General features: G+C 59.9%; 19 protein-coding genes. 14 read left to right on the top strand and 5 right to left on the bottom strand.

Going from position 1 to position 20,601, the window contains the following annotated elements; genetic code table 11:
• Positions 1–57 precede the first annotated feature (57 nt).
• Positions 58–723: a LexA family transcriptional regulator gene (locus J3A98_RS14980; RefSeq protein WP_014755936.1), complete on the bottom strand. Its 666-nt coding sequence runs from the start codon at positions 721–723 to the stop codon at positions 58–60.
• Positions 724–788: 65 nt separating this feature from the next.
• Positions 789–1,442, bottom strand: coding sequence for a S24 family peptidase (locus J3A98_RS14985; protein ID WP_003251326.1), 654 nt, complete (start codon positions 1,440–1,442; stop codon positions 789–791).
• Positions 1,443–1,572: 130 nt separating this feature from the next.
• On the opposite strand from J3A98_RS14985, the gene J3A98_RS14990 reads away from it, so the two are divergent.
• Both J3A98_RS14990 and J3A98_RS14995 read left to right on the top strand, forming a co-directional pair.
• Positions 1,573–1,872, top strand: coding sequence for a hypothetical protein (locus J3A98_RS14990; RefSeq protein ID WP_209967096.1), 300 nt, complete (start codon positions 1,573–1,575; stop codon positions 1,870–1,872).
• Between the two features lie 447 nt (positions 1,873–2,319).
• Positions 2,320–2,835: a DUF4880 domain-containing protein gene (locus J3A98_RS14995; RefSeq protein ID WP_209967098.1), complete on the top strand. Its 516-nt coding sequence runs from the start codon at positions 2,320–2,322 to the stop codon at positions 2,833–2,835.
• A gap of 133 nt (positions 2,836–2,968) precedes the next feature.
• Here J3A98_RS14995 and tssM read toward each other — a convergent pair whose 3' ends face one another.
• The 3 genes from tssM to vasI are packed head-to-tail and all read right to left on the bottom strand — an operon-like array spanning position 2,969 to position 8,678.
• The gene (gene tssM / locus J3A98_RS15000; protein WP_209967100.1) at positions 2,969–6,595 is read right to left on the bottom strand and encodes a type VI secretion system membrane subunit TssM; all 3,627 of its coding nucleotides are present in this window, start codon (positions 6,593–6,595) and stop codon (positions 2,969–2,971) included.
• Positions 6,592–8,058, bottom strand: a complete 1,467-nt coding sequence (gene tssA, locus J3A98_RS15005; protein ID WP_209967102.1) for a type VI secretion system protein TssA — start codon at positions 8,056–8,058, stop codon at positions 6,592–6,594. The genes tssM and tssA overlap by 4 nt, the downstream gene beginning before the upstream one ends.
• Entirely contained in the window at positions 8,046–8,678 is a 633-nt protein-coding gene (gene vasI, locus J3A98_RS15010; protein WP_209967104.1) for a type VI secretion system-associated protein VasI, read from the bottom strand. The genes tssA and vasI overlap by 13 nt, the downstream gene beginning before the upstream one ends.
• 274 nt (positions 8,679–8,952) lie before the next feature.
• Between vasI and tssB the strand changes: the two genes are divergently transcribed.
• From tssB to J3A98_RS15070, 12 genes are all read left to right on the top strand, one after another.
• Positions 8,953–9,456, top strand: a complete 504-nt coding sequence (gene tssB / locus J3A98_RS15015) for a type VI secretion system contractile sheath small subunit (protein ID WP_209967107.1) — start codon at positions 8,953–8,955, stop codon at positions 9,454–9,456.
• 17 nt (positions 9,457–9,473) lie between these two features.
• Positions 9,474–10,961: a type VI secretion system contractile sheath large subunit gene (gene tssC, locus J3A98_RS15020; protein ID WP_209967110.1), complete on the top strand. Its 1,488-nt coding sequence runs from the start codon at positions 9,474–9,476 to the stop codon at positions 10,959–10,961.
• The gene (tssE, locus tag J3A98_RS15025) at positions 10,958–11,368 is read left to right on the top strand and encodes a type VI secretion system baseplate subunit TssE (protein ID WP_209967112.1); all 411 of its coding nucleotides are present in this window, start codon (positions 10,958–10,960) and stop codon (positions 11,366–11,368) included. Before tssC ends, tssE begins: the two co-directional genes overlap by 4 nt.
• A 3-nt stretch (positions 11,369–11,371) precedes the next feature.
• Positions 11,372–13,138, top strand: coding sequence for a type VI secretion system baseplate subunit TssF (tssF, locus tag J3A98_RS15030; protein WP_209967115.1), 1,767 nt, complete (start codon positions 11,372–11,374; stop codon positions 13,136–13,138).
• Positions 13,102–14,118 carry a type VI secretion system baseplate subunit TssG gene (gene tssG / locus J3A98_RS15035; RefSeq protein ID WP_209967117.1) on the top strand — a complete coding sequence of 339 codons (1,017 nt, stop codon included), beginning with the start codon at positions 13,102–13,104 and terminating at the stop codon, positions 14,116–14,118. Before tssF ends, tssG begins: the two co-directional genes overlap by 37 nt.
• Positions 14,115–14,327: a hypothetical protein gene (locus J3A98_RS15040; protein WP_209967119.1), complete on the top strand. Its 213-nt coding sequence runs from the start codon at positions 14,115–14,117 to the stop codon at positions 14,325–14,327. Before tssG ends, J3A98_RS15040 begins: the two co-directional genes overlap by 4 nt.
• Entirely contained in the window at positions 14,324–15,121 is a 798-nt protein-coding gene (gene tssJ, locus J3A98_RS15045) for a type VI secretion system lipoprotein TssJ (protein ID WP_209967121.1), read from the top strand. Before J3A98_RS15040 ends, tssJ begins: the two co-directional genes overlap by 4 nt.
• A 49-nt stretch (positions 15,122–15,170) precedes the next feature.
• Positions 15,171–16,508 (top strand): type VI secretion system baseplate subunit TssK, encoded by a 1,338-nt coding sequence (gene tssK / locus J3A98_RS15050; protein WP_190869567.1) that lies wholly within the window; start codon positions 15,171–15,173, stop codon positions 16,506–16,508.
• A 1-nt stretch (position 16,509) separates the two neighbouring features.
• The gene (icmH, locus tag J3A98_RS15055; protein WP_108191699.1) at positions 16,510–17,379 is read left to right on the top strand and encodes a type IVB secretion system protein IcmH/DotU; all 870 of its coding nucleotides are present in this window, start codon (positions 16,510–16,512) and stop codon (positions 17,377–17,379) included.
• Between the two features lie 133 nt (positions 17,380–17,512).
• The gene (locus J3A98_RS15060) at positions 17,513–18,028 is read left to right on the top strand and encodes an Hcp family type VI secretion system effector (protein WP_010954872.1); all 516 of its coding nucleotides are present in this window, start codon (positions 17,513–17,515) and stop codon (positions 18,026–18,028) included.
• Between the two features lie 74 nt (positions 18,029–18,102).
• On the top strand, positions 18,103–20,088 hold the full coding sequence (tssI, locus tag J3A98_RS15065) for a type VI secretion system tip protein TssI/VgrG (protein WP_209967124.1): 1,986 nt from the start codon (positions 18,103–18,105) through the stop codon (positions 20,086–20,088).
• A 46-nt stretch (positions 20,089–20,134) separates the two neighbouring features.
• Entirely contained in the window at positions 20,135–20,566 is a 432-nt protein-coding gene (locus J3A98_RS15070) for a DcrB-related protein (protein WP_209967127.1), read from the top strand.
• The last annotated feature ends 35 nt before the right edge of the window (positions 20,567–20,601 follow it).

Genomic DNA, 20,601 nt, shown 5'->3' on the forward strand with positions numbered 1-20,601 from the left:
GGCCCTGCTGGCCAACTTCCCCCGCCGTTCACCGTTGCCGCCGCTACTCAAACCCTTTCAAAAGGCCCCATGCACCCGCACGACCACCCCAAGAAATTCGCAACCCTCTTCGCACAACAGCGCCGGGTAGTTACTGTTCAATGCCTTCAGATAACGCTGCCCACCTTCCTCGGCCAGCTCGCGGAAAATCGCCGGTTTGCCCGGCTGACGAGCGATAACCAAACGCCCCGCCTCAGCCTCTACACCTGGGTCCACCAGCATCCGCATGCCCTGCGGCACACTGCGGCCACTGACAGCGCTCATGGCGTCGTTTTCCACGGTTAACCAGAACGCCTTGCCCTGTGCCAGGTAGTCAGTCTGCTCGAAAACAGCAGGCTCTACAGCCGTTGCAGCCTCTAACTCACTCCAACCCAGCACCGGGTAACGGAAGCAAACGATGTATCGCATGAGGTCGGGTTCGTCATCATCGTCATCCACCCCAGAAACACAACGTTCGCCATCAGCCTGCCCGTGAATACGCAATTGCAAGCGGACGCAGTAGTGGGGCATGCCAATCTCAACCAAAGTGCGGTTCATCGACTCGAGCTTCGGTTGGCGCCGCTTGTTCACCCAATGTCCTACACTGCCTTGCGACACGCCTACGCGCTCGGCAAGCTGCTCTTGGGTAAGCCCTAATTCCTCCATCCGGTCGCGAACGAGGGCAATCCACTTATCCATGTTCATGGCTGGCATGCCCCTCACGTATAGCGGCCTTGTGGCGTGACACAGCTTCGCAGCAACCCGGCAGCCTAGAAGGCCCCATGTACCCGCACCACCACTCCCAGAAACGCGCAGCCTTCTTCACACAAAACCGTCGGATAGCGCGTATTCAGTGGCCTGAGCATCTTGTCTCCACCCTCTTCGACCAACTGCCGCAATACCGCCGGGCGCCCCGGCTGCCGTGCAATGACCAACCTGCCGGGCTGTGCCTCCAACCCGGTATCCACCAGCACGCGCATGCCCTCGGGTACGCTCTTGCCACTGGCCGCGTTCATCGAGTCGTTTTCCACCACCAGCCAGAACGCATTCCCGGCGGGCATATAGTCCGTCTGCTCATGGGACGTGCTCGTTTCAGGCAATGGCCCCTGCAGGTCAGCCCAACTCAGCACCGGGAAGCGGAAGCTGGCATAGAGCAGCGCCTCGGCTGAAACCGGCTGCTCGGCCGTATAGAGCCCTTGCGCTTCACGCACGATGTCGCGCTCGACCACCATGACCTGGGCTTCCAGAAACACCAGCCCAAGCTTCTCCAGCTTTTCATTGATGGTTTCCAGCGTCGGCCGACGCGTGCCACGCAGCCAATGCCCCACGCCCCCCTGCGTCATGCCCAGGCGCTCGGCCAGTTGGAGCTGACTGAGGTTATGTTCGCGCTTGTAGCGCTTGAGAAATGCGTTCCAGTTTTCCATGAGCGGCAACAATACGGACTGTATTAACCGCTGCAATACACAATCTGAATTATTTATTTGGCACTACATAGTACAGCTTGACCTATTCTGTGATTCCAGTGTGCTTGAAGGGAAATCAGCAGGTATTGCCATGAAACCATCGAAAAACGACGAAACAGATCTCGACAGCGAAGCCGCACGCCGCGCGCTCGACTACTACCTCAACCCCAACCCGCCACGGCCTACCCTGGACAACAAAATCTGGACCCTGCACGAGGGCGTAACCGGCGACCAGGCCCAGGAACACGCCATCGCCCTGCTGCGCTGCGCTGCGGCCACCGCCCAGGAAACCGCTACACACCAGCACGGCAGCCAGCGCGAACTGACCTTCGCGTTGATGCACATGATGGACATGGCTCGCGCACTGCTGGAACACAAACGCACCGAGTGACCGGGTTTACAGACAACAAAGAAGGGAGAGAACGTGATAGCCAGGTAACGGCAAATGCCCCGATTGCCGGGACAAGGGAGCGCATCGGTAAAAATTTTTTACCGAATTAGCGAAAATTCATTTGACTGCCAAATGATAACGATTATTATTGCACTCAGCTGATCGCGAGATCTGCTGGATAACCTGAAAGCTTAGGTCGCTCTCAGATTATCTCCTCATCAGGCTAATCACGGTTTTTGACCCGGCTTTTTGCCGGGTCTTTTTTTTGGCTCTTCAGGCTAATGAAGATCGTGATGGCGCGCATGATAGCAAAGGTGTTTCAGGGCGTGAACGCTCGTTACAAAACTTTGCGGAATCAGCACTTGAGAATCAATCTCGTTTAATCTACGCTGATCACGCATCACGGAAGATGCCCCCTCCTCCCCTTTATAGAGCAAGGAGCTGTCCATGACCCGTCTGCTGTTGCCCCTTGAGCACCCCACTCCTGCTGCCGAGCATGATGCCGACGATGCCCTGCTGCATGCACTGAAGCGGCTACCACGGCGCGTACAGCAAGTATTCCTGCTTAACCGCCTCGATCAGCTGGACTTCGCCAGCATTGCTGTGCGCCTTGACCTGCCACTGGCGAGTATCGAGCGCAACATGGGCCAGGCGCTGAAGGCTGGCCGCTCGCGCCGGGATGTGCTGACGAGCGTGGCCGGGCAATGGTATGTGCGTTTGCAGAGCCCGGAGGTGACGGCGTGCGAGCGTATCGACTTCCGCCGCTGGCTGGATGCCGATACGGCGAACTTGCAGGCGTTTCACGATACGGAACTGCGGTGGCGCAGCCTGCTGGCGCCGGCACGGCAATTGGGCCATGACGGCTGGTATCGGCAAGGCCGGGCGGCGCTGTCGCTGGGCGGCTGCTCGGTTGCGGTCGGGCTGGGTGTGGCGGCGTTGGTACTGGTTGGGTTCTGGGCTTGATCAGCGCTTCAGCATGCCTGTACGTCCCTGCCCCTGAGCATGCACCCTGCCCATGCCTGACTTCAGTTGCTCGATAGCCTGGGTACAGCAATGCAGTGCCAGGGCTCGCTCTTCGTTTTGCACCGCCTCCTGCTTACATGACAGGCACATCCGCCTGTTCGGCCAACGCCACCCTGACTGGCTGTTGCAACAACCCTCGGGGCAACCGAAAACCTTTGAACGGTTGTTGAGTAATTGGGTTGAAGGCCTTTTCCGCGTTCAGCCGGTAGCGCATCACACCATCACCTGTTTTGAAGCTCAGGTCCACGCTGGTTGCCGTACGCCCATTGAGCGCACCGCGGCTCAGCAGGCGAAACATCGACCAAGGCCCCCGATACTCCAGGCTGCTGCTATTGCCATTCTGCCTGAGCAGGGTCAGGTTGCTGCGCACGTGTTGCCCCAAGGTATTGGGCCAGACAATACCGGTGATCTGGCTTGGGCCGTGGGTGTAGGAAATCAGCTGGCCATCCAGATCCAGCAGGCTGGTGCGTTGATTTGCACTAAGCCCCAACGGCTCGATACTGAACTGCACGCTGAGGTTACCGCGCTGATCAAAGAACGTTTCGCGGATGCGATCGGCCCGTTCCAACTGCTCGATCACATCGGTACGGATCAGGGATCGCCCCTGCAAACCATCCTGCAAGGCTTCCAGATTGTCCTTGAGGAAAAGCTTCAGGTATTGATCCTGGAACTGCTGCAGTCGCCCATTCGGCCCGAAGAACGCTTCAAAGTCTTCCAGCGAAGCGTCGGGTGCCCTGACTACGAAAGGGTAGCGTTCTGCCAGGCGCTGCTGGAAGAAGCTGTAGACTTCAGCATCCCACCGTCGCTCCAGCTCGCGCAGCGCTTCAACGTTCAGCACTTGCGCCGTTTGATCTGCCACCTTTCTAACGTGATGATTGATTGGCTCCGGCAAGCCAGTGGCGACGCGTTGCAAGGTACCGATGGGGTCGTGCCCGGTCATTGAAAAGCGCTGATGCACCGCGTGCAGCGCAGCCTTGCCTCGGTCTGGGCTACCCTGTACCGCCTTGGCATAGTCGTGGACGGCGGCTATGGCTGCGTGGGTTTCATCGTAGTAGCTCGGTTTTTCGCCTGCAGCGTGCAACATGGCGCTCAAGCCTGCAAACGCCCGCTGAATGACCAGCGCCTGTTGTTGCTCAGGCTTGCTGTTGACCGAAACAGGCGAAGGGGCCTCATCCGCCACGCCAACATTAACCGGTGATAACAGCGAACTGTTGTCGCGAACCGTCTCCAGCAACCGGTGCAACGGCGCCGCTGGCCCGGTCAACTGTTCAAGGATCGTGACGCCATGATCCAGGTCTCGAAAATCCGCCACGGAGAATGCGTTCAAGGCGCGGCGCCAACTGTCGATGTAGTCGGCGCTGTACAGGTTGCGCAGGCGCTCGTTCAGCGCAGCCTGGTCGGCATCGGAGTAGTCCAGTTGAGCACGTTCCCCCAGTGCCCACTGGTCGATCATGGCCATTTCCGTAAAGCGCTGACTACGCGGTTCAAAGTACTCCTTGAAGCCTTTGGCGGTGAGCATTGGCGCCAGCAAAACACCATTGTCGCCCTGGCTCGAGCCGGAAGACAGCTGGTAAACGACATCGAACGCAGGCCCCACCTGATGACGCAGGTCCAGACCGGTATGCAACTGCTCCTGGGCCTGCTGCTTCAGGCCCGCATACACGCGTTGTGGCAACGGCACCTTACGCAATGTCTGCTGCACGTGGCTGACACGCTGGCGATACTGCGGCAGGTCGGTATCCGCGTAGGCCAGCGCATACTTCAGGTGCCGCATGAGGTCTCGTTGCAGCTGCCCCTGGCCGGGGAAGGCCTGTTGCCATTGTTGCGCCATCCAGTCCTCGACCCATTCCGCTCGGCGGTTCCGGCGATCCTCAAGCATACGGTAAACCCGGAGCGCGGCCATTTGCTGCTCGCTTCCGGGGGGCGCCGCATCCATGGCCTCGATCACGCCGCTGGCCAACGCAGGCAAGAAGCGCCTGGACAACAAGCTGAGGTACGCCTCATCCACGGTCGGCCCGATGGTACGGCCCTGGTACAGCCCCAGATCAGCAACACCCGGCCACGCAGCGCGGTAGTCGCCAAACACTGCTACCGCATCGCGGATCTGGTCCAGCGGCTCCAGCAAGTTGCGCCCGGTCGGGTCCAGACGCTGATCCACTTCGTGATGGCTGTACTCCCGACTCTTGGCCAGCACGCTGGCGGCCTTGACGCCATTGATGTCGAAGTAACGATGCCAGCTGGCGATGGCGACGCAGAAGGCCAGAACGCCTACAGAAGAACCCACCCACAGCAATTGGCGCTTGCGCCGAGCCACCTTCACGTTATCGCCGGCAAGGCCGGCCTCTTTGTAGATGACCCATCCAAAGGCCTGTTGAATGAAGTAGGCCAACGCCTTGCCCTGCGCCTTGCCCTCAACCAAGGGGAGGCTGGTCTTGTAAGGCTGCGCCGCCTCACGGACAAAGGCGTTGCGCACGTCACCGTGCTGGACGACTGACGACCAATACACACCGCGCACCAGCGCAGGGGTGGTGAAACGGTCACTTGCCAAGGTCTCGCGCAGAAAGCCCAACAGGATTGGGCGCAACCCGAGCAACTGCCTATGCAGTGAGTAGAGACGTGAACGCAACGCAGGGCTACCCTGCACGTCCAGCTGATCGATCACCTGCTCGAACAGCTGCTCCAGCAACCGATCGTAATGTTCGCCATACTCGCCTAGCCAAGCGTCGAAGGTGTCGACCGCATCCAGCTTGAACGTGAATCCAAACAGGCTGTTGCGCTTGGCGGCCGAAAGCTTGCTGTAGAATTGGTCGAAGCCGTCCAGCAGATCGAATTTGCTCAACACGACATAAAGCGGCAAGCGCGAGCCCAACTGGCTGCTCACCTCGTAAAGACGTGTGCGCAGCAGGTGGGCAAGTGCCGTGCGTTGCTCGACAGTACCGTGCAGCAGCGCGGGCAGGTCGACAACCAGCACCAGGCCGTTGAGGGCTCTCTGGCTTCGATTGCGCTGCAGCCAATCCAGCAGATGCTGCCACAAGTTGGCTTGGGTTCCAGGCGGTACCGAGGACTCAGCGTCAGTGGAGCCACTGCTCAGCGAATCTACGGGACCGTTCTGGCTGATAAAGGCACCGGGCGGGTCGATGATCACCGCATCATTGCTGATCCACCATCCCACGGGGTAGGCGAGCGCTTTCGCAGGCCGGCCTCGTGCCTGGGCCTTGTCGATGCGGGTCAACGAGAAACTTTGGTCGGTGCAGTCAACAAAGCTGCTCTTGCCGGCCTGCCTGGCGCCCAGCACGAGGTACCACGGCAATCGGTACAGCGCGCGACGCCCACCGGCATTGTCCAGGTAGCGTGCGAGTGCTTGGCTCAACCCCTTCTCTTGTGCGTGAACGAACGGTAGCGCCGGGTCCGCCTCGGCGTCCATTGCCTGCTGACGTTCTGCTTGCAAGCGGCGAAAGCGCGTTCTCAACACGACCAGCCAGCACAACAGCGCCATCAACAAGAGCACCAGGCTGGCCACACTACGATGCACCACACTGGCCAACGGCTGCTGATCGCGCCACGTCCATTGCGGGCCGAGCCACCAGATGGCAACCAGCATCAGCACAGCGCCAAGCCCAAGTAGCAGCGGCATTGCCAGACCGATACGGGTCATCAGCGGCCAGCCCCAACGTTTGAGGTACTTCCAGAGTTGATTCATCGAGGCTCCTGCTCCTTGTTCCGATCGGCCAGCACGTGGGAGGACGCGTATTGTTGAAGCCGCCGGAATACCTCGGGCTCCCAGTCGCTGGCGGTGGTTTGCTGCATCGTTCGCGCGACCCCGGCGCACAGGTCCTGGGCTAACCAGGACACGCCTCGTGCGGCCAACAGATCAGCTGCGATGACGGTGGTATGACAGCGCTCGCGAGGAGCTCGAAAATCTGCCTGCATCCCCTGCAGCCTTAGCAACACCGGTTCTACGCCGCCGCTTTCCAGCTGGCTGACCAGTTCTTCGCGAAGGCTGGCGAACTCTTGGGAGGCTGCCGCTTGCTCGGACTGCCCGTCTGCCCCTTTGAGCCAGGCCAGGCATTGGTCGTCGACAAACACCTGACCGTCGCTGAAGCACAGCTGCTGCAGCGCTGGCATGCGCAGCACGAAACGAGCGGTCGCCGCACGGATGGCCTCAGCCACTTCGCCCATCGCCAGCCGCGACGCGGCGGTTGCGGCAAGAAAGCTGCCGCGAATCCAGAAGGGAGAAGCCGTCACACTTTTTTCAACTCGGTGGAGCAACGCCGCGTCGATTACGGTGCCGGCGATGGCATCCTCGTAGTCACTGGCAATATCCCGTGGTACTGCCATCAACTCTGTACGGCTGCCCTGCCGGGTTTGCGGTGCGGCCTGAATGTGGGCCCACAGGCCGAAGCGACGCAGTTGATAGCCGGTCGGGTCGTACGGGTCCTGCTGGTTGATCAGCTCGGCCATGCTCAACATGGCTCGGCGCGTCTCGCGCTCGTTACCGATCGACATGCGTGGTTTTGGCGTGGCGATGACATCAGCCAGCGGTGCAGGTTGCGGGCTCTCCACCGGGGCCTTGGGCGCATCGCACTCGCCAATACCGTTGGCAAGCGCCGTGTGTTTGCGCAACAGGCGCTCCAGCTCCCCCAGAACAGCCGGGTCAAGCTGGGCAGTTTCCTGCTGATACATCAAACGGGCCAATGCACGCTTCGCCGCTGCGGCGTGAGCCGCGGTGTACGTGAAACGATCAAGGCGCGGCAGCGCATCGATCAAGCGATTGAACACCAGGCCAACGATCTTGCGCTTGGTCAGGAAGCCTTTCGGGCCAGGCGTTGGATGAGCGGTTTCCCAATAGTTGTCGATCATTCCGCCCAGCAACGCCAAGGTAAACCCCCAGCGCTCCCAACAGCCACTGCGCAGCCACGCAACGCTCAAGTGCGCGACGATCCGCAGATGCTTGCACTGTCGCTCCAGGTACTGAGCAGATGCCTCCTCGATGTAGTCCCAGTCGATAGACGCTTCCTGCAGCCCACCCAGCTTGACCATCTCCTGGTCAATGGCCTGGTAGGTTTCGTCTTCCACATCGAACAGTCCCGCCGGCACCTGGGTATCGATGGGTGCGAGCAACCGTGTGACTTCTTGCGCCTCGACCTCAGCTACCAGCGACATGTCTTGCGAGCCTCGTCGATAAGCGGGTCCAGCCCCTGAGCGTCAAAAACGAGTCCATCAACGGCAGGGTTGTCGCTCTCTACGTGAATGCGATGGGCCCCGATCAATTGCCTGATCTGCTCGATACCCGGCAAGCCTCTGCCGGCGTCGAGCACTTGGCCGTTTTCCATCACTTGCCACGGGGTGGGTACAGTAGCGCCCCGCTCCCCTAGCAACCGTACCTGCACTCGGCTGGCATCGACGGGTTGGGCGGTGACCAGTTGCAACCTCGAGATGTTCTGCACGCAGCTGATGATCAGGTAGGGGTGCGGTGCAACTGAAGCAATCGCAGGTGCAGAGATCATGAGCCCGCCTTCTTCAGAGCGGAGGCGAAACCTCAAGTCCTCGGGCGCCCGCCCCGTCTCATGGATCAATACGCGACGCACCGTGGGCGCCTCCAGCTCCTGCGCTGACCACTGTCGGTGCGGCGTGAATCCCGGCGTACCCGCCGCCTGATCGAAACACGCCAGGCGCTCGATATTGGACACGATCCGTGAGCAGTCCTGTGATGCGCGGGTTAAGGCAGGCATGAACAAAAACAGTAATGAAAGTCCGACGCCACCTGCATAACGAATAATCATCTCACCTTAACTCTCCCGCTCAATAACACACATACACCAGCATTAACCCGGCCACCCCAACAGCAAAAAAAGGCTAGTACACAAACTCACAGTTATTCAAGAAATTATTTTGTTACATATTTGAACTCGACGCTCGGCAATTATCAAGCGCATGGTTTTTAAGCAACTCAGAACCCAAATTCCAGGCATCATGTTTATCCCATGTTTAACACGCAAGCCTTACTTGTAGGAAACGTCCTACATATAAAACCCACACTGGAAAATATATATAACCATGACTAAATCCTCAGGCTCCGTTGCACCCAAAGAACGCATCAACATCAAATATGTGCCCGCCACCGGTGACGAGCAGGCCGAGGTAGAGCTGCCGCACAAGATGATGGTGCTGGGCGACTTCGGCCTCGATGACAGCCGCTCCCTCGAAGACCGTCAGGTCATGCGCATCGATAAACACACCTTCAACAGCGTGTTGAATGACGCCGATGTGAGCCTGGCCATGTCGGTGCCCTCCGCGCTTGGCGCTACTCCGGATGCAGAGCTGGCAGTCAACCTGCAATTCAAGTCCATCCAGGACTTCGGCCCAGATCGCATCGCACGCCAGGTGCCCGAGCTGAACAAGCTGCTGCAGCTGCGTGAAGCGCTGGTTGCCCTGAAAGGCCCGCTGGGCAACGTGCCCACCTTCCGCAAACAGCTGCAGCAGCTTCTGAACGACGCGCATGCCCGCAAGCAACTCGCGCAAGAACTCGACCTGGTGCTTGAAGCGCCAAAAGCAGACTGAGACAACGGAGCGTCCCCATGCCAAAGCCAAGCACAACTGTCACTGTTGAAACACAGGCCGAAACACTGAGCAATGCCACCTTGCTCGACCAGATCATGGCAGAGACCAAGTTGGTTCCCACACAAGAGGGTTACCAAGTGGCCAGGCAGGGTGTATCCGCCTTCATTGCCGAAATTCTAAAAAACAATGACCCAGATCAATTGATCAACAAACACCGCGTCGACCAGATGATTGCCGAGCTGGATCGGGTCCTCAGCAAGCAGATGGATGCCATTCTGCATGAACCCGCGTTCCAGCAACTTGAATCCTCGTGGCGCAGCCTCAAACTTCTGGTCGACCGCACGGACTTTCGCGAGAATATCAAGCTCGAAGTCTTGCACGTCAGCAAGGAAGACTTGCTCGATGATTTCGAGAACGCCGCCGACATTACCTGCAGTGGTATTTACAAACACGTCTATACCGCCGGTTACGGCCAGTTCGGTGGCGAGCCGGTCGCGGCAATGGTTGGCAACTACAACTTCGGCCCCTCTTCGCCTGATATCAAGCTGTTGAGCTACATGGCGTCGGTCGGTGCCATGTCGCATGCGCCCTTCATTGCGGCACCCTCCCCAGAGTTCTTCAACCTGAGCAGCTTCGAAGCGCTACCCAATCTGAAGGAAATCAAAGACATCTTCGCCGGCCCAAGGCATGCCAAGTGGCGCGCGTTCCGCGAGAGCGAAGATGCCCGCCACATCGCGCTGACCGGGCCGCGCTTCATGCTGCGCTCCGCCTACCATCACCAGGACCAGCCGATCAGCAGCTTCAATTACGATGAGAACATCAACGGCCAGCACGACAATTACCTGTGGGGCAGCTCAGCCTTCCTGTTGGCCAGCTGCATCAACGACAGCTTTGCCCGATACCGCTGGTGCCCCAACATCATCGGCCCACAATCGGGTGGTGCCGTCGAAGACCTGCCGGTGCATCTTTACCAATCGCTGGGCCAGCTGCAGGCCAAGATCCCTACCGAGGTACTGATTTCCGATCGCAAGGAATTCGAGCTGGCCGAAGAGGGCTTTATCGCCCTGACCATGCGCAAGGACAGCGACAACGCCGCGTTCTTCTCAGCCAACTCGGTGCAGAAGCCGAAAAACTTCCCCAAGACACCCGAAGGCCTGCAGGCACAGACCAACTACAAGCTCGGCACCCAACTGCCCTACCTGTTCATCGTCAATCGCCTGGCCCACTACATCAAGGTGTTGCAGCGCGAGCAGATCGGCAGCTGGAAAGAGCGACGCGACCTTGAGTCCGAACTCAACAAATGGATCAAGCAATACGTCGCCGACCAGGAAAACCCTTCGGCCGATGTGCGCAGCCGTCGGCCGCTGCGTGCTGCCAGGGTCGAGGTCTCGGACGTGGCGGGTGATCCGGGCTGGTACCAGGTCTCGCTCGCTGTGCGCCCGCACTTCAAGTACATGGGCGCGAACTTCGAAATTTCCCTGGTAGGCCGGCTCGACACGCAATGAGTGGTTTCTTCGATCGCTTGATGGCGGACCCGTCCGCCATCCGGGAGCCGTCTCGCCAGGAAAACGCTTCGCACAAGTTCGCGGCCATCAAGCGCCACCTCGAAACGTTGCTGAACGCTCGCCAAGGCTGCTCCCAGAGCAGCCCCGAGCTGGGCCTGCGCGACTTCAATGGGCATGACGTCAGCAGCGGCGACCTGCTGCAGCAAGTGAGCGCCGATATCCGCCGTACCCTCCAGCGCTTTGAACCGCGCATCCACGTGCGCGCGCTCAAAGCGGTACCCGATTGTCACGCCCCGTTGCAACTGCATTTCAGGCTCGACTGCCAGGTGCAGGTCAACAACCAGGCAGAGCAGTTGCAGCTGGAGCTGCTGGTAAACGGACACAACCGCTACACCCGAGTGAGGTGACCCATGTCACTGAAGGACAGATTCAGCGAAGAACTGCGTTACCTGCACGAGTTGGGAAACGACTTCGCCAAGGACAACCCCCAGCTTGCCCGGCTGCTAGGCAAGGCGGGCAGCGACCCCGATGTCGAGCGGTTGATGGAAGCCTTTGCGTTTCTAACGGCCAAACTTCGGCTGAAGCTGGAAGATGACCTGCCAGAACTCACCCACCCCATGCTGCAGATACTGTGGCCCAACTACCTGCGCCCGTTGCCCAGCGCCACGATTATCCGATTCTCGCCACGCAAACAATCGCTCAGCCAATCACAGCACATTCCCAAAGGTGCAAGGTTGTTCTCGAAACCCGTCGACGGCGTGCCCTGCGAGTTTCGTACCTGCACGGGAGTGAGCCTTCATCCATTTGAAATCAGCGCCGTCAGCGCAACCCAGACACTCGACAGTTCTGTGGTTCGCATCGGCCTGCAAACCTTGGTCGAACGGCCACTGAATACGTTGGGCTGCACGCGTCTGGACTTCCACCTGAGCGGCGACAACCGCACCGCTCTGACGCTTTATCTATGGATCTCTCAATACCTCAAACACGTCAGCGTGATCATGAACGGCGAGGTGCGCCGGCTACCGGCCAACAGCATCGCGTTCCCGGGTTTCAGCCCTGAGGAGGCCTTGCTGCCCTACCCGCAAAACGTGTTCGATGGCTACCGGATTCTGCAGGAATACTTCGTGTTCCCGAAGCGCTTCCACTTCTTCAGCATTACCGGCCTGGAAAAGCTATGGCCGGCACAAGCCTGCCAGCAGGTGGGCATCGAGTTGCATTTCACGCGCCAACTGCCAGAACCCCTGCGCGTTGGCTCAGAAGATTTCAGCCTGTTCTGCACCCCGGCGGTCAACCTGTTCAAGCACAGTGCCGAGCCCATCGACCTGGCCAGCGAGGCTGCCCAGGTAGAGCTGAAGCCCAGAAGCGAGGCGCAGTCCGCTTACGAAATCTTCAGTGTCGACGAAGTCATCAGCACCCGAACGACCACTGACGGAAGCACCGGGGAGCACCTGCGGACTTTTCGCCCTTTCGAATCGTTCGCCCACGAAATCGAGCATGCCCAAGGCCGCACGGCGCTCTACTACCGCTACCAACTCGAAGAGTCCCTGCGCGGCGATGGCGTGACCCACCGCATCGCCTTCGTGCGCGCCGATGCCAACAACTATATAGGCGAGCTTGAAACTGCATCCATCGACCTGACCTGCACCAACAGGGACTTGCCGCTGGCGCTGGGCGTGGATGACATCAACGTCCTCACCGAAGTCACGCCGCCCCTGGCGACCTATACCAACATCTGCGCCCCCACCCGCCCCTACCGGCCCGTGCTGGATGGCCAGTTGCAGTGGGCGTTGATCTCCAACATGTCGCTCAACTACCTGTCGCTGCTGTCGGTCGAGCCGCTCAAGGCGGTTATTCGCACCTACGACTTCGCGGCGTTGCACGACATCCAGCAAGCGCGCACTACCCACAAACGCCTCGACGGTATTCGCGAGATCCACACACAGCCCATGGACTGGCTGATCAAGGGGCAACCCATTCGCGGCCTGCACACCCGGCTGAAACTGGACCAGACCGCCTTCCTCTGCGAAGGCGACCTCTACCTGTTCGGCTGCGTGCTCGCGCACTTCTTCGCCCTGTACGCCAGCATCAATTCCTTCCATCAACTGGAAGTGATCAACACCACCAACAACGAGCACTACACATGGCCCATCCAGACCGGCAAGCAACCGCTGATCTAGCCGACAAGCTGCTCGCCAACGCGCACCAGTACAACTTCTTCCAGTTGCTGGAGCGGTTGCATGGCCTGCACGGCGACGACCTGGAACCGCGTTGGGCGGATGAGGCCACCCGGCTGCGCGTACGGCTGGCCTGCGACCCGCGCCTGACCTTTCCCGTCGCTGATGTGTACAAGGCCGAGCGTATGCCTGGGGAGTATGAGCGCTATCGCGTGTGCACCACGTTCATGGGGCTGCACGGTACCGACTCGCCCTTGCCCACCTATTACCTGGAGCAAGTGGCTTATGAACATGCCCAGGGTGTCGGCGTGCGGCCGGCCTTCTTCGACTTCTTCAACCACTACCTGCTCAGCCTGCTGCACCGAATCTGGCGCAAGTACCGCTATTACATCCGTTTTCAACCCGGTGCGCGCGACGGGTTCTCCCAGTACATGTTTGCCCTGCTCGGGCTGAACGACAAACAGCTGCGCGGCGACACGACACTGCCCTGGAGCCGCCTGCTCAGCTTTGCCGGGGTTATCGCCAGCCGCAGCCGCGCACCGGGTACCGTCGCCGGCATCATCGCCCACTGCTTCGATCTGACGCACGTGCAGATCCGCGAATTCGAGACGCGCTCGGTCACCACCAACAGCAAACAGCTTGTAAGCCTCGGGCGCAGCAACGGCGAGCTTGGCAGCACGTTCATGGTCGGCAGCCGCACCCGCACCCGCAGCAGCAAGTTCACCATCGTCATCAGCGAACTCGACCAGGCGCAGCTGCATGACTTGCTGCCCAGCGGCATCAACTTCGGTCGCTTGCGCGCCTTGATTGATTTTCTGCTGCGCGATGGCCTGGCGTATGACCTGGAGCTGCGCCTGAAACAAAACGCACTGTCGCCGTTCTGCCTGCACCGCAGCCAAGGCGCCTACCTGGGCTGGACCAGCTTTGTCGATGACCACGCTGGCCAGATCAGTCCCGTTGTCCGCTTCCGGGGGCGCTCATGAGTACATTGACCTTGTGCATCATCAATCTCGACCAGGTGCAGCACACCGTCACCCTGCGTCATCGGTTCGATCGCACGGGCGGCACCATCGGCAGTGACGGGGCCGATTGGGTGATCAAAGACCCCATGGCGGCGCTCGATGCGCTGGCTGACGCGGCGCCATCAACCGCGGACCCGCTGCAACATCTGGCGGCGGGAGAACGCCCATGAGCCGCCTGGCCTTCTTGATGGCGCCTTTGCTGATCGTGCTGGTCGGGCTGTCAGGTTGCACGTCCTTGAGCAGAGCCACCAAGGTGGTGCTGGACCACTCGTTACCGATCGGGCCGCCCAAGGACGACCCAACCCAAGTCGCGTTCAGCATCAACGTCAGCCCAACGCTCAACGGCAACCCGAACAGTGTCGACGTGGCGGCCATCCCCGAGAGCATCCTGGAACCCAGCCCCTACGCAGTCACCTTGAGCGCCGGCGATCCGCACGCACTGTCCGACAAAGTCGGGGCCCTGTTCGAATACCTGCAAGCGCAATTCCCCGCCATGTCCCCCATGGAAACCGGCGAAGAGGACCAAAGCGAATGGGCTCGCTCCCCGATGGAAGAAAGCTCGCCCGGCAGCTATGACGACCCCACAGTGGTGCTCACGCTGCCGGGCAGCAAGGCCGAAGCCAGCGGGCCTGTCGCCACACCGATTGCCATCAAGATCCTGCAACTGCGCGATGACTCGCTGCTGCGCAACAGCGTGTACCAACTGCTGGACGATGACCCCGCCAAGGCACTGCGCAGTACCTACATCCGCGATGACGATTACCTGCTGAACCCAGGCCAGTTCAAGTTCATACCGTTTCAGCCCATCGAGCCCGAGACCCGCTTCGTCGCGGTGATCGGCGACTACAGAAACCAGGAGAACGCGACCTGGCAGCACGTGTTGCGGATTCCGCCACGCGGCCACCAGATCATTCTCTCAGTGCTGGTCAATGACGCGCAGATTCTGCTCAAGGAGGAGGAATGACAGCGCCTCTGCACCCTATCCCCCTTACTCACGCTGACACGGAGCGCTCATGAGTTCACGTAACCCCGTGCTGTGGCCCGAAGGCCTGTTCGTCAAACCACAACATTTCCAACAAGCTGCGCGGGCCAGTGAAGCGGCCTTGCATCAGCGCCTTGGCAGCCTGAACGCGGCCTTCTACGGCTTCAGCGAACTGCAGCTGAGCACCGAATACCTGAGCCTGGGCAAGGTCGCCATCACCAAGGCGCGCGGCATCATGCCCGATGGCACGGTGTTCGATATTCCCGCCGATCTGCCTCCGCCGCCACCCCTGGAAATCGAGGACGACGGTTCGAAAGACAGCGAGATATTCCTGTGCTTGCCGCTGCGGACCGAGGGCGGCCGTGAAGTGAGCTGGCCCGACAATGCCGCCAACTTCCGCTACAACGCTCAGGCAGAGGAGATCAAGGATACCCACAGCGCCGACGGTGACCTGGTGCAGGTCGACCTGGCCGTGCCCAACCTGCAGCTCAAACGTAAAGCCGATGACAGCAGTGCCTACACCCGCCTGGCCGTGGCTCGTATCCTGGAACGGCGCCCCGACGGTAGCCTGCAGTTGGATGAAACGTTCTACCCCACCAGCGTTTCGGTGCGGGCAGTGCCGGCCCTTCAGCGGTTTCTTGAAGAAATCACCAACACACTGCGCGAGCGTGCGCGCAATCTTGCCGCCCGCATTGGCGCTTCGGGCCAGTCGGGTATCGCCGACATCCGCGACTTCAACCTGCTGCAGGCCATGAACCGCTGGTGGCCGTGCTTCAACCACCTGGCCCGGCAAGGACAAACGCATCCAGAGCAGTTGTACCTGTCCATGAGCCAGGCGTGTGGCGAATTCGTCACTTTCACCGACGAGAACCGGCTGCCGCAGGAATACCCGGCCTACCACCACACCGCACTGCGTACCTCGTTCAAGCCCCTGGAAGACACGCTCCGTCGAGCCCTGAGCACGGTCCTGCAACCCCGCGCCGTGTCACTGCCGCTGGAAACCCTGGACTTTGGCGTGATGACAACCACGCTGGAAGACCGGCGTCTGATCGACGAAGCCGATTTCATCGTCGCCGTGCGCGCCGACCTGCCGCCGCAGACGTTGCGCCAGATGTTCATACAGAAAGCCAAGGTCACCTCACTCGAATCTTTGAATGACCTGGTGCCGTTGCAACTGCCGGGCATCCCGCTGCTGCCCCTGCCGGTTGCACCACGCGACCTGCCCTTCCATGCGGGCTTCAGCTACTTCGAACTGGACCGCCGTGACCCCGCCTGGGCCTGCATGAAGACGGCCAACGGCTTCGGCTTCCACGTTGCAGGTGAGTTCCCAGGGCTTGAACTGCAGTTCTGGGCGATCAGGGGTGAATGATATGGAAAACAGTAACCCTACCCTCAACGACGCGAAGCACGTTGCGGATACGGATTTGCACTCGATGCTTGAGAAGTCGCTGCCCAACGACGCACCCGCACCTGCAGCTTCCACTGCATCTGCACAGGAGCAGAAGCCGGAACCTGCATATCAGGGCTACCCCGCGGATCCGGAGTTTCAGCTCAGGGGTGGCTGCGCCAATCTCATGCTGGATGCCGCGGCCCCCTTGTTCGGGCTGGTCATGCGCCTGCGCACGCTCGATGAACTGCCCAACATCAAAGATGTGCATCAGCAAGTACGTATTCAGATCGACAGCATCCGGGAAGAAATACGTCAGCACGGCTATGAGCCCGCCCAGCTGTTGGCGTACTCCTACGGCCTGTGCCTGTACATCGATGAAGCAGTGATGGATCGGCCCTGGGGCAAAAGCAGCTGCTGGAGCCACGAGCCGCTGCTCAGCATCTTCCACGATGAAACCTGGGGCGGGGAAAAATTCTTCACCGTGCTGTCCCGCCTGATGCAGGAGCCCAAGCGCTATCAGGACGTGCTGGAGTTCATGTACTTCGCCCTGTGCCTGGGCTTGAAGGGCAAATACGCCATCGCCCCCAAGGGCGAAGAGTCACTGAACGCCCTGATCCACCAGCTCCACGGGATCATCCGTGAGTTGCGCGGCCCTACGCCAGAAGAGGTCTGCGACCCCTACACCAACGTCGCCCCAAAAAACTTCCGCATGAGCCGGATATGGCCGTGGTGGAGCCCGTTGGTCATCTCCGCCATCGCCATGGCGGTGGCCTACGGGATCTACAGCTACCGCCTGCACCTGATCACAACCGAGGTGCTGGAGTCGCTGAACGGCATTTTGCAGCAATAGCCAACCGTGACAAAGCACCACTGAATGCAACGAATTAGCGAGGTTTTTGCCTCGCTGACAAGCCCATCGCTCCCGATGGCCACGCCACCCGTGGTGCGCGTGCTTTACCCACATGGACGCAGGAGTAACTGCCATGCCAACACCCGCTTACATCAAGATCGTAGGCCAGACCCAAGGCAACATCACCGCTGGCGCCTTCACCGCTGACTCCGTCGGCAACGTGTTCCAACAAGGCCATGAAGATCAGATTCTGGTTCAGGAAATCAAGCATGAGGTGACTACGCCCACTGACCCCCAGAGCGGTCAACCGAGTGGCCAGCGCGTGCATAAGCCTTTCATATTCACCAGTTCACTGAACAAAGCTACCCCCCTGATGTATCAGGCACTTGCCACCGGCGAAATGCTGCCAACGGTTGAGGTCAGCTGGTATCGCACCTCGTCGGAAGGCAAACAAGAGCATTTTTTCACCACCACGCTCGAAGACGCCACCATCGTCAGCATCAATACCGTGCTTCCCCACGCACTCGACAAAGACAATGAAAACTACACCCAACTGGTTGAAGTATCGCTGGCGTATCGAAAGATCACGTGGGCTCACGATGTAGCCAATACCGAAGGCTCTGACGACTGGCGCGCACCTGCCGCCTGACCTGTGCAAATGCCCCGGGCAGGCCATGCCCGCCCGGGCTTTGTGTTGATTCAGACGGCGGACAAGGATCTTTTATGCCTAGCCAATCTGATTTGCGCTACAGCTTTGAGGCACTCGTTGGCAAAGCTGAATTCGAAGTGGTGTCGTTCGAACTCCGAGAGGGCATCAGCGCACCCTTTGAACTGGAGCTGAAACTGATCAGCTTCGAAAACGATATCGACTTCGGCCATTTGCTCGACAAACCCGTGCTCTTCACCATCCTGGAGGGAGAACGCCCGGTACGGTACGTGCACGGCCTTGTCAGCAGCTTCAGCCAGGGCGAGAGCGGCTTCTACCGCACTTACTATCACGCCTTGGTCGAACCGCAACTGGCCCGCGCAAGGCTGCGCTCGAACTGGCGCATCTTCCAGCACAAGACCGTTCCGCAAATTCTCGAGCTGATGCTCAAGCGCCAGGGCATCGACCAGTACGAACTACGCGCCAGCATGGACCATCAGGTGCGCGAATTCTGCGTTCAGGCCGGTGAGACGGACTTGGCGTTCATCGCCCGCCTGGCGGCTGAAGAAGGCTTTGTCTACCGCTTTGCGCACAGTGAAAAGCTGCACAAGCTGATCATCACCGATCGGCTGCAATCACTCGGGCTGATCAGCCATGGGACCATCAAGGACGAGGCGGACGACGAGGGCTTCTTTGATGCCGACGAGCCCGTAGACCCTAACAGCGTCCTGTACCAAGCGAACAGCGGTGGCGATCAAGCCATACCCTGCCTTCGCCGCTTGCGCTACAGCGAGCAGGTACGCACCGCTCGCCAGGTGCAGCGCGACCACACCTTTACCAACCCGGCCTACCGCCAGGAGCACAGAGCCGCCGGGCCCTTCCTGGAGCACCAGAGCAAAGAGTACGAATACTTCGATTACCCAGGCCGCTACAAACGCGATGCCGTGGGCAAGCCGTTCACTGAAAACCGCATCACAGCGCTGCGCCATGATGTGCGTATTGCCGAGGTCCAGGGCGATGACGTGCGCCTGCAACCGGGGCTCAGTTTCACCCTGACCGGTCACCCACGTGACGACCTCAATGCGCATTGGCGGGTGAACACGGTTACCCATAAAGGCCACCAGTTCACCAGCCTGCAGGAAGAAGCCGCCGACGTCGATGTAAGCACGCGCTACGAGCAGACCGCAGTGCTGGTCCCCGGTCGGATCGAATGGCGCCCTGCGCCATTGGAAAAACCGCGAATCGACGGGCCGCACATGGCAACCGTCGTCGGCCCGCCTGGCGAGGAAATCTACTGCGATGAATGGGGCCGGGTAAAAGTCAGTTTCCCCTGGGACCGCGAAAGCCAGAACAACGAGTTCAGTTCGTGCTGGCTGCGGGTGTCTCAAGGCTGGGCGGGTGGCAGCTGGGGCTCGATGGCCATCCCCCGGATCGGCCAGGACGTGATCATCCATTACGTCAACGGCGACCCCGACCAGCCGATGATCACCGGGCGCACTTACTGCGGTGACCAACTGCCGCCTTACGACCTGCCCGATCACAAAACACGCATGACCATCAAGAGCCAGACCCACAAGGGGGAAGGTTTCAACGAGCTGCGTTTCGAGGATGAACTGGGCAAGGAGGAAGTGTTCATCCATGCCCAGAGAGATCAGAACACTTTGGTCAATCACAACCAGTCCCTCTCTGTGGGCGTCGATCGCACCCAACAGATTGGCCAGGACGAATCGGTCGCCATTGGCCGCAATCGTCTGCGCGTCGTCAAGGCCAACGACACCTTGAAAGTGGGGGGTGGCAAGAACGACCTCATCGCAGGCGACTACGAAGTCGAAGCGGGCAACACGCTACGCCTCAAGTGCGGCAAGACCCTTATCGAAATGCATGCCAATGGCACGCTGAACATCACCTGCGAGACCTTCAACTTCACCGCACAGCAGACCGGGCAGATCAACACCCTGGCGGCAAAGCTCGACCTCAACCCAACGGGTGGTTCGGCGGGTGCGGGCGCGAACGGGCGCGACAGTGACTCACTCAAGGCTGACGTGGATGGGCATTTCGACTAGCGCTCGCACAGCCACCCTGCACTGAACTCGAAAAGGACTACCCGAGATGACCCAATACCTGACGCACGATGTAATTCTCGATCTGGGTGATGAAGCCCCCGAGGACTTGACGCTGAACATGCTGCGCTTCCCCAACAGACAAACCACGTTGGTGATCGCTCGCAGCCCTGTTGCAAACACCAAGACCCTGGATGAGGCCTTGGAGGAGCAACTGAACGTATTACGGAAGAAGTCAAAGGCGCTGACCATTACGCCCGCGAAAGTGACCCGCCTTGGAAGCAATGAGCATCCCGTTGACAGTCGGGAAATGGCCATCCAGTTCATGGTCGGCGACAAGCCCCACTACCAGCTTCAGGCGGCCTGCCTGATACCGGGGCAGCAACGGATGCTGGTGCTCAACTACAGCAAGCCTGGGCCTTTGAGTGACGACGATATCAGCCACTGGCGCGCGCTTAAAGACGAGCTCCGATTTGCCTGAGCCTCTCCACGCCTCAGGACAAGGACTTTCGGATT

Source organism: Pseudomonas sp. BP6 (assembly GCF_017875935.1).
GTDB lineage: Bacteria > Pseudomonadota > Gammaproteobacteria > Pseudomonadales > Pseudomonadaceae > Aquipseudomonas > Aquipseudomonas putida_Y.

Excerpts from the sequence above, each read along its gene's own strand:
- tssF (WP_209967115.1), top strand. The coding sequence starts at position 11,372 with ATGTCACTGAAGGACAGATTCAGCGAAGAACTGCGTTACCTGCACGAG.
- J3A98_RS14985 (WP_003251326.1), bottom strand. The coding sequence starts at position 1,442 with ATGGAAAACTGGAACGCATTTCTCAAGCGCTACAAGCGCGAACATAAC.
- J3A98_RS15060 (WP_010954872.1), top strand. The coding sequence starts at position 17,513 with ATGCCAACACCCGCTTACATCAAGATCGTAGGCCAGACCCAAGGCAAC.
- J3A98_RS14980 (WP_014755936.1), bottom strand. The coding sequence starts at position 723 with ATGAACATGGATAAGTGGATTGCCCTCGTTCGCGACCGGATGGAGGAA.
- J3A98_RS15070 (WP_209967127.1), top strand. The coding sequence starts at position 20,135 with ATGACCCAATACCTGACGCACGATGTAATTCTCGATCTGGGTGATGAA.
- vasI (WP_209967104.1), bottom strand. The coding sequence starts at position 8,678 with ATGATTATTCGTTATGCAGGTGGCGTCGGACTTTCATTACTGTTTTTG.
- tssG (WP_209967117.1), top strand. The coding sequence starts at position 13,102 with ATGGCCCATCCAGACCGGCAAGCAACCGCTGATCTAGCCGACAAGCTG.
- tssA (WP_209967102.1), bottom strand. The coding sequence starts at position 8,058 with ATGTCGCTGGTAGCTGAGGTCGAGGCGCAAGAAGTCACACGGTTGCTC.
- tssI (WP_209967124.1), top strand. The coding sequence starts at position 18,103 with ATGCCTAGCCAATCTGATTTGCGCTACAGCTTTGAGGCACTCGTTGGC.
- icmH (WP_108191699.1), top strand. The coding sequence starts at position 16,510 with ATGGAAAACAGTAACCCTACCCTCAACGACGCGAAGCACGTTGCGGAT.
- tssC (WP_209967110.1), top strand. The coding sequence starts at position 9,474 with ATGCCAAAGCCAAGCACAACTGTCACTGTTGAAACACAGGCCGAAACA.
- J3A98_RS14990 (WP_209967096.1), top strand. The coding sequence starts at position 1,573 with ATGAAACCATCGAAAAACGACGAAACAGATCTCGACAGCGAAGCCGCA.
- tssB (WP_209967107.1), top strand. The coding sequence starts at position 8,953 with ATGACTAAATCCTCAGGCTCCGTTGCACCCAAAGAACGCATCAACATC.
- tssE (WP_209967112.1), top strand. The coding sequence starts at position 10,958 with ATGAGTGGTTTCTTCGATCGCTTGATGGCGGACCCGTCCGCCATCCGG.
- J3A98_RS14995 (WP_209967098.1), top strand. The coding sequence starts at position 2,320 with ATGACCCGTCTGCTGTTGCCCCTTGAGCACCCCACTCCTGCTGCCGAG.
- J3A98_RS15040 (WP_209967119.1), top strand. The coding sequence starts at position 14,115 with ATGAGTACATTGACCTTGTGCATCATCAATCTCGACCAGGTGCAGCAC.
- tssJ (WP_209967121.1), top strand. The coding sequence starts at position 14,324 with ATGAGCCGCCTGGCCTTCTTGATGGCGCCTTTGCTGATCGTGCTGGTC.
- tssK (WP_190869567.1), top strand. The coding sequence starts at position 15,171 with ATGAGTTCACGTAACCCCGTGCTGTGGCCCGAAGGCCTGTTCGTCAAA.
- tssM (WP_209967100.1), bottom strand. The coding sequence starts at position 6,595 with ATGAATCAACTCTGGAAGTACCTCAAACGTTGGGGCTGGCCGCTGATG.